At 39.1% G+C, this 6,740-nt stretch carries 8 protein-coding genes and 1 pseudogene; 1 reads left to right on the top strand and 8 read right to left on the bottom strand.

The genetic code is table 11. The features are described from left to right. A pseudogene (locus ABUE30_RS11175) lies at positions 1–185 on the top strand (IS110 family transposase); the annotation flags it as partial. Positions 186–207: 22 nt separating this feature from the next. Here the strand turns inward: ABUE30_RS11175 and ABUE30_RS11170 are convergent. The 8 genes from ABUE30_RS11170 to ABUE30_RS11135 form a co-directional block, all read right to left on the bottom strand. Then, positions 208–708 carry a GNAT family N-acetyltransferase gene (locus tag ABUE30_RS11170; RefSeq protein ID WP_408623854.1) on the bottom strand — a complete coding sequence of 167 codons (501 nt, stop codon included), beginning with the start codon at positions 706–708 and terminating at the stop codon, positions 208–210. Between the two features lie 108 nt (positions 709–816). Beyond that, on the bottom strand, positions 817–1,290 hold the full coding sequence (locus ABUE30_RS11165; RefSeq protein ID WP_408623853.1) for a DUF1203 domain-containing protein: 474 nt from the start codon (positions 1,288–1,290) through the stop codon (positions 817–819). A gap of 142 nt (positions 1,291–1,432) precedes the next feature. Beyond that, positions 1,433–2,026, bottom strand: a complete 594-nt coding sequence (locus ABUE30_RS11160; protein ID WP_408623852.1) for a glutathione S-transferase family protein — start codon at positions 2,024–2,026, stop codon at positions 1,433–1,435. A gap of 108 nt (positions 2,027–2,134) precedes the next feature. After that, entirely contained in the window at positions 2,135–2,920 is a 786-nt protein-coding gene (locus tag ABUE30_RS11155; RefSeq protein ID WP_408623851.1) for a PhzF family phenazine biosynthesis protein, read from the bottom strand. A gap of 144 nt (positions 2,921–3,064) precedes the next feature. Further along, positions 3,065–4,222: a lanthionine synthetase C family protein gene (locus ABUE30_RS11150; protein WP_408623850.1), complete on the bottom strand. Its 1,158-nt coding sequence runs from the start codon at positions 4,220–4,222 to the stop codon at positions 3,065–3,067. Between the two features lie 161 nt (positions 4,223–4,383). Continuing rightward, entirely contained in the window at positions 4,384–4,986 is a 603-nt protein-coding gene (locus tag ABUE30_RS11145; RefSeq protein ID WP_408623849.1) for a class I SAM-dependent methyltransferase, read from the bottom strand. Between the two features lie 48 nt (positions 4,987–5,034). Next, on the bottom strand, positions 5,035–5,883 hold the full coding sequence (locus ABUE30_RS11140; RefSeq protein ID WP_408623848.1) for an HAD family hydrolase: 849 nt from the start codon (positions 5,881–5,883) through the stop codon (positions 5,035–5,037). A gap of 140 nt (positions 5,884–6,023) precedes the next feature. Then, entirely contained in the window at positions 6,024–6,404 is a 381-nt protein-coding gene (locus tag ABUE30_RS11135; RefSeq protein ID WP_408623847.1) for an NUDIX hydrolase, read from the bottom strand. Positions 6,405–6,740: the final 336 nt, after the last annotated feature.

Raw genomic sequence — 6,740 nt, 5'->3', positions numbered from 1 at the left:
TGTACATGGCCATGATGTCTGCGATGCAATGTAACCCTGTTTTTAAAGAGATGTATCAACGACTTTTAGCCGCAGGAAAACCTAAAAAAGTAGCGATCATTGCTTGCGTCAGAAAGATGGTAGTTATCCTAAATTCTATGCTCAGAGATGGCTGCATGTGGGATGCAAACAGCGCCAAAAATTAACTCTTGACGCCATAGTCTCTTGTTAGCACACAATTGCCAAGCTGTACTCCGCTGTATTTTCACTATTAGAAACTATCTGTTCAAAACCCAATTTCTTTAGTACTGAAGAGCTTCGACTATTCCAAGAATGGACACCTGCCCAAATATTACCTTGATAACCCGAACTGCGAACATGTGATAACAAAGCCTTGCACATTTGCGTTGCTAAACCCTGCCCCCAGAATTCCGGATTAACCCAATAAGCTAAAGCTAAACGATTTTCCTGAGGAAACAATGTAACCTGACCAATAACTTGGGAATTGGGCAAGCGGCGACAACTCCAAACGTAACATTTATCCATATTCCAGTCTGAAGCACGATTTGAACACCAATCTTCAGCTTGGTTTAGTGTTTTAATGTTTGCTAACGGAAGCGTCTTAGGAAATAAATCTGAGTTCACTGCGGTTAGTAAATGCACAGCATCACCCGTTTCTATTGGAGTAAATACAAAACTAGAACATTCAAATTTTCTCGCGAATTTCAAAGCTTTCCCCTTGTGTGCTAACGCTTACATAAGCGGAAAATTATAGTTGGCTATAATGTTTGAGGAACGAAAAACAGCCAGTTGTAATTTTTCCGTTTGATGTTCTTGTTAGGCTCGATACACGCTACAATTAAAGCAACCTGGATTTGCATTATGAATGTGAATGTATTCAACATCCCTATTCTGAAATTGTCTATCAATTGCGGACTCTAACACTTTTCCTTGTACCACTTCAGCTCCGATCATTAGCTTTCCCGAATTGTAAGCTCTTACTGAAAGTAACCTATGTCTTAGCATTTCAGGTACTTCATTAATATCTAATTTAGCCATTTGAGCTTTTTCACGGACAAATATTGGTCCAGATGCCTTGTAAGGTGAATTGACATTATGATGACAGAAAGATAAGGCTAACACTCTCTCTCCAATTTTTGCATCCGTGAGAGAAACACGACACGGATATCCTGGTTCAGCATCTACAGTAAACCAAGCAGCATCAAAAAGTTTTAATTCATCATTATTTTTGAGCATTAGCTCATGAAAGCTATCTGTAGTTAGTGCTTTTATCAAAAAATTAGTTGTCATTTGTTAAACCTATTTATATAAAGTGATCTGATTATAAATACTCACTTATTTAATACTCGCCATATTCGGACATGACACTTGAATTTTTTTAGAGCCTAACGCTTGTGGCTGGGGCGAGGAACGAGTCCCAAGCCCACAATTGTTAAATTGGTAGTGGCTCAGTACACCGAAAAGACTTTCTTTTCGATATTTCCTGAAGCCAATCGTTTAACTCTGGGTACTTTTCAAATTCATTAAAGCTGAGGCGTCGCTGTGCTAAATCAAGGGCACAAGCTACCGCAATACTAGCTAATGATATGGAGTTTCTCAGGTGTTCCATGTTTTGGCTTAGATACTTCACACATCTTATGGCTCGACTTCTTTCAACTTCAAGAAGCTCCTGAGATATTAACTCTTGTTTTCGGCGCGCCTCTCGAACCCATATCGAGATGCTCTCAAGAAACCCAATACAAAAGCCTTCAAATGAGAGGCTTGCTGAGTCGTTGCTTCTTGCCGTTAACTTTACTGACTCTGCAAGGGATTCGAGCTTATTCACAATGATTCGAGAATCAGAAAACAGCTCACCATCTACTTGAAGAGCTGGCACTTTACCTAATGGACCATATTTCAGAAGTTCACTTTCTTGGTCTCGTACCGTAACAAACTCTATATCGATTTTTTCTGTAAGGCTCAATTCATGGATGGCAATGCGAGCTATTCTAGAAAACGGTGAATTGGGTGTTGAGAATAGTTTCATGTCTTCCTTAAATTTAACGCCTCATTAAGAGGCTAAAAATAGTGGGCTAAATAAAATAGGAACGAAGTGACAAAAGCCCGCTGTTTTTTGTCCTTGTTTAATTTCTTGTTATGTTTTGATAGTAACTATTCCTGACATATAATCTACAGCATTCCCCAAAAGGATAACTCTATCTCCAATAACTTCGCATTGAACCATCCCAGTCCTTTTAGATAACTGTTTACCTGTAAGCTTATTACGACTTAGTTTTTTAGCCCAGTATGGCGCTAATTCACAATGTGCAGAACCAGTTACAGGGTCTTCATTAACTCTTAATTTTGGAAAGAAGCAACGGCTAACAAAATCCACTTCATCACCTGGTGCTGTCACAACAACCCCTCTTAAATCTAAGGTTTGAAGTTTAACGAAATCAGGAGAGAGAGACCGAACTTGAGACTCACTATCAAGAACCACTATATAATCAAAAGCTACGAGTGTTTTAGTTGGAATAACTCCTAAGGCTTCTTTTAACACTGTAGGAGTGTCAATAGCTTCAGGACCACTGGCAGGAAAGATCATACTATAACCTGAATCTGATCTACCAACTTCCAACGTACCACTTTTTGTATAAAACAAAATAGATTCTTTAACATAACCTAAGTGTTGAAATAGAACATGGGCAGCAGCCAAAGTCGCGTGACCACAAAGATCAACCTCATCTTCTGGTGTAAACCAACGTAAAGAATACCCTTCATCTTCAGCTACAAAAAATGCAGTTTCTGATAGATTATTTTCCTCTGCTATTTTTTGAAGAAGTTCATCAGAAATCCACTCATTAAGTGGACATACTGCGGCAGGGTTGCCTTCAAATATATTATCTGCAAAGGCATCAATCTGATAAATTTTTATTTCCATTGCTTAAAACTGCTCCATATTTATTCGAAAAACATAACGCCCACATTAAGCGGACAGAAATAGTTGGCTAAAATTGTGGAGCGGAGCGAAACATAGCCAACTGTTTATGTTCCGTTTAAATTGCTTGTTAGCCATATTGCTCAACTAGAAAGTATCAATAGTCGGGAATCGAGCAGTTTCTTTACAACATTCATTAATGTATATAGCTAAACCTACATCACCATTCCATAGGTTGTACCTTCCCTGATGGAAAAGATCTTTAGACTGCCTATATTGTTGTATAGCTTCCATTGCAAATGTTCTCGCTCTATCAAGCCATATTTCGTCATTAGTACGTTGAAAGAGTTTTAGAAAAGCAAAACCATTTCCAGCAGTACCATGACACAGCCCATGGCCTTTACGAAGAGGGCCTGCTTTCCAAGTAAGCTCACCCCCTTTAATCATGATTTGGTCAAATTCACTGCTAATACCCACCGGTAACTCAGATAGAGCGTTGATCATACCTGGTGCTCCATGACAGTGATGAAGAACCATCTTTTCGGTTTTACCAGCAACAGCAGGCCAATTAGCATATTTAGTGTCACTGAGGGACGTTTTGACGGTGCTTAATATAACCTTTTCACACAAAAGCTCATATTCAGAGTCCTTTAGGAAGTTCTTGCCTTTAATCAGAGAGAGTGAGTTTCCACTGTTGCCATGAACTGGACCTAGATAACGAGTTTTCTTACCGTAAATGTCAGGCTCCCACAAGAACCCATACTTTTCATCTTCTTGTAACTCATTTAAAAGCCTATTTGCTTGGACTATGAACGTACTCTTCCAACGGAGATCATCAGGTAGCAACCGATGTAAGTGCGTTAATGCAACCATAGTTCCTGCAGAACCCCACATCAGTTCACGTGTTGGCTGAGAATTGTTAATGATAATTTTCTTGTGGATTTCATCTAATATTGTTTTATTTTTAGATAACTTATATTGCATCATCAGGATTGGAACATCACCGAATAGATAGGATGTATTGTCACAGTGTCGCATTTTCGAATATTGGCTTTGACAGTTATCTAACTGCTTAGCAATTGCAAATTCAAGATTAAAATCAATATCAGCGGCTTGTTCGTGCTTCAAATGATCAAGTGCCCAGCTCATTCCAGCAGTTCCAAAATAGAAACCATGTACAGAAGAATCATTGTCAAGTGGATGCGTTGGCCACAAGTAACCAGACTTTAAGTTATCTATGCCATCTGTTGCAATCTCCTGAATAGTATCTTCAGCTTCACTTATATTCCATTTCTTACCAGACATCGAAAAGTGCCTATCTTTTATATACATTCATAATTCCCTTTATTTGTGGATCTTAAGAGTCGAGACTGCAAATCAGAGTCCATATTTATGGCTAATGCCGCCAGCAGGGGTGAAAAAACCAGAGCGAAGCGGCGGTTTTGGAATCCCACTGGCTGGCATTGTTAGGCAATTTTTTGTGCCACTATATATGTGTGCAACTCTGGATATTGGTCAAACTCTAGGTGCTTGATGGTACAACCATTATCAAGAAATACCTGTATGAAGCCATTTGTACCTATAGAGGAGTAGTACATCATTGGTCCCATAGTATCGTCAGAATGATCTCCCGGCTCGTTAACCCCGCCAAAAGAAAATATCATTATGCCATCAAGGTTTAACGCACTTATCAGCTTTGATATCACACTAACTTGCTCATCCAATGGTATGTGCCAAATGCTATCCCAAGCAGTTATGAAATCATATTTTTCTGATAGCTGATAGGAGCAAATATCTTCGTGGTAAAAATTCCATTCTGGATTACGGCTTCGAGCCAGCGCAATCATTTTCTCTGATACATCTAAACCTTCAGGCTTAAAGCCCTCTTTGGCCAGTAAATCCATTATTCTTCCAGTTCGGCCACAACCTACATCGAGAGCCTTGCCTGTCGACTTTACAAACGATATCGCTCTTTTGTGCTGATCGATTCCATTTTTCATATTGAAGCGATCGTCAGACCAAAGATCTGTAATTGTGTCGTAGTTTTTTCCTGTTTTTGAAGGGTTCATAGTGTATTGCCTAACGCCTTTGTTTAATTGCGAGGGGCCTTTTCCGAGTCAATTACAACAAATTGTTACATTTTCACGGAGGTACGATACTACAGCATCATCGTTATTACTCTCAATTACACCCTTCGCGTATTTCTGTACAGCCTTCTTGGAGTTACCAACAGCTAACGAGTGGTTAGAGCTATTAAACATCGGTATGTCGTTATGATTATCTCCAAAGGAGACAATATTTTTTAGTTGTAAATATTCCTTCAAGGCTTCTACCGCATTACCTTTGTTAGCATTGGCATGGGTCAGTTCCAGCCAATAATGATCTTTGCAATAAATGTCTTCAGAAAATACATTTGAAATGCGTTGCTCATTAGAAAGCTCAACTTGATAGTCATCGAGTTGACTTCGTGAAGCAACAACCATTAACTCAATGACCTTGAAATTATCAATCTCTGAGAAATCCTTGGTGACTCGAAACCTTGAATCACCGTTTGCTAATCGTGAATTAATCCAATTCGCAGTACTATCGTTTGATACAGATTGAAAATAAACTCGTAACTGATCGTTCTCATCTAAACAGTGCACCACAGGCTCTAGCCCTGATTCTAGAAATTTTTCTAGGTAGTGCAGGTAAGATTCGGATTCCAAATAGGCGCTATGGATATATTCCTTTTTAACAGGGCAATAAATCTGAGCACCATTATAGAGAATTACCGGTAATTTAAGATTCAAAGAGTCTAATACAAATTTACTTGATGCTATAGACCTAGCGGTGGCAAATGTAAAATTCAAACCGCGCCCAACAGCCTCTGACAGATAAGATATGGTTCCTTCAGAAAGTAATTGACTATCGTTTAGTAACGTACCATCTAAATCAGAGATATATAGAGTTTCAGATAAATTCATACAACCTCAAAAAATGTAACGCCCAACTAATGGGAAAAAACCAAACCCCATTCACCCAACCGAACCAGCCATAACCTCAAAAACAAACCGAACCAAAAATCGCGCGTGTTTTTGTCCCTTTGAGTTGTTTGTTATATGAATTACTTAAGTACTTTCCAAAGAACCTTTTGTGCAGCTGGAGCACACATTTTTAACTGCGATTTATCAAGCCACTTCATTGATTCGATTTCTGAATCTGGCATCAAATTACCAGTAAACTCAGCTGTATAACAATGCATTTCCAGTTCTGTATCTTCAAGACCATAGGCCATATCTGACACTGAAAATACATGATGTATGCTGGAAGGTACTAATTTTATGTTGAGTTCTTCTTGAATCTCTCGGGCAAGACCAATTTCATTAGTTTCACTTACCTCTAACTTACCTCCAGGGATAAAATACTTATCTTTACCCTTTGTTTTTACGCACAACACCTTGTCGTCACAACTGAACACCCAAGCTACACTTTCTAACTTCTTCATAAATGATAACCTTGAAATTTTGCGTATTCATATAACGCCCGCAGCAGCGGACGGATTTAGTTAGTGCAGCGAAGCTGGCTAAAGCCGGTCCGTTGCCTGCGATTGTTAAGCAGGCGACACACTGACTGGCCGACTACCACTATGCGAAGCCCATACTTATAGAATAGAGACTATAAAGCTGAGCTGATTTGCTCGATATTACCAGAGTTTCTACGAAGTAAAAGGAACGAACGGAATGAGCTTTGAATAAGTACTTTTCTTGCAGGTGATTACTTTAAATTGGCACCGAATCGCTAAATATCGCCAGCCTTTCCTTTTACTTGCAGAGGCGTTTAA

It is taken from the genome of Celerinatantimonas yamalensis (assembly GCF_046054155.1).
Classification (GTDB): Bacteria; Pseudomonadota; Gammaproteobacteria; order Enterobacterales; family Celerinatantimonadaceae; genus Celerinatantimonas; species Celerinatantimonas yamalensis.
Note: the sequence above shows the minus strand (reverse complement) of the source record. Positions and strands in the feature narration are given on the sequence as shown.

What these genes read in the sequence shown, in the direction of transcription:
- ABUE30_RS11165 (WP_408623853.1), bottom strand. Translation starts at nt 1,290, where the DNA reads ATGACAACTAATTTTTTGATAAAAGCACTAACTACAGATAGCTTTCAT.
- ABUE30_RS11160 (WP_408623852.1), bottom strand. Translation starts at nt 2,026, where the DNA reads ATGAAACTATTCTCAACACCCAATTCACCGTTTTCTAGAATAGCTCGC.
- ABUE30_RS11155 (WP_408623851.1), bottom strand. Translation starts at nt 2,920, where the DNA reads ATGGAAATAAAAATTTATCAGATTGATGCCTTTGCAGATAATATATTT.
- ABUE30_RS11150 (WP_408623850.1), bottom strand. Translation starts at nt 4,222, where the DNA reads ATGTCTGGTAAGAAATGGAATATAAGTGAAGCTGAAGATACTATTCAG.
- ABUE30_RS11145 (WP_408623849.1), bottom strand. Translation starts at nt 4,986, where the DNA reads ATGAACCCTTCAAAAACAGGAAAAAACTACGACACAATTACAGATCTT.
- ABUE30_RS11140 (WP_408623848.1), bottom strand. Translation starts at nt 5,883, where the DNA reads ATGAATTTATCTGAAACTCTATATATCTCTGATTTAGATGGTACGTTA.
- ABUE30_RS11135 (WP_408623847.1), bottom strand. Translation starts at nt 6,404, where the DNA reads ATGAAGAAGTTAGAAAGTGTAGCTTGGGTGTTCAGTTGTGACGACAAG.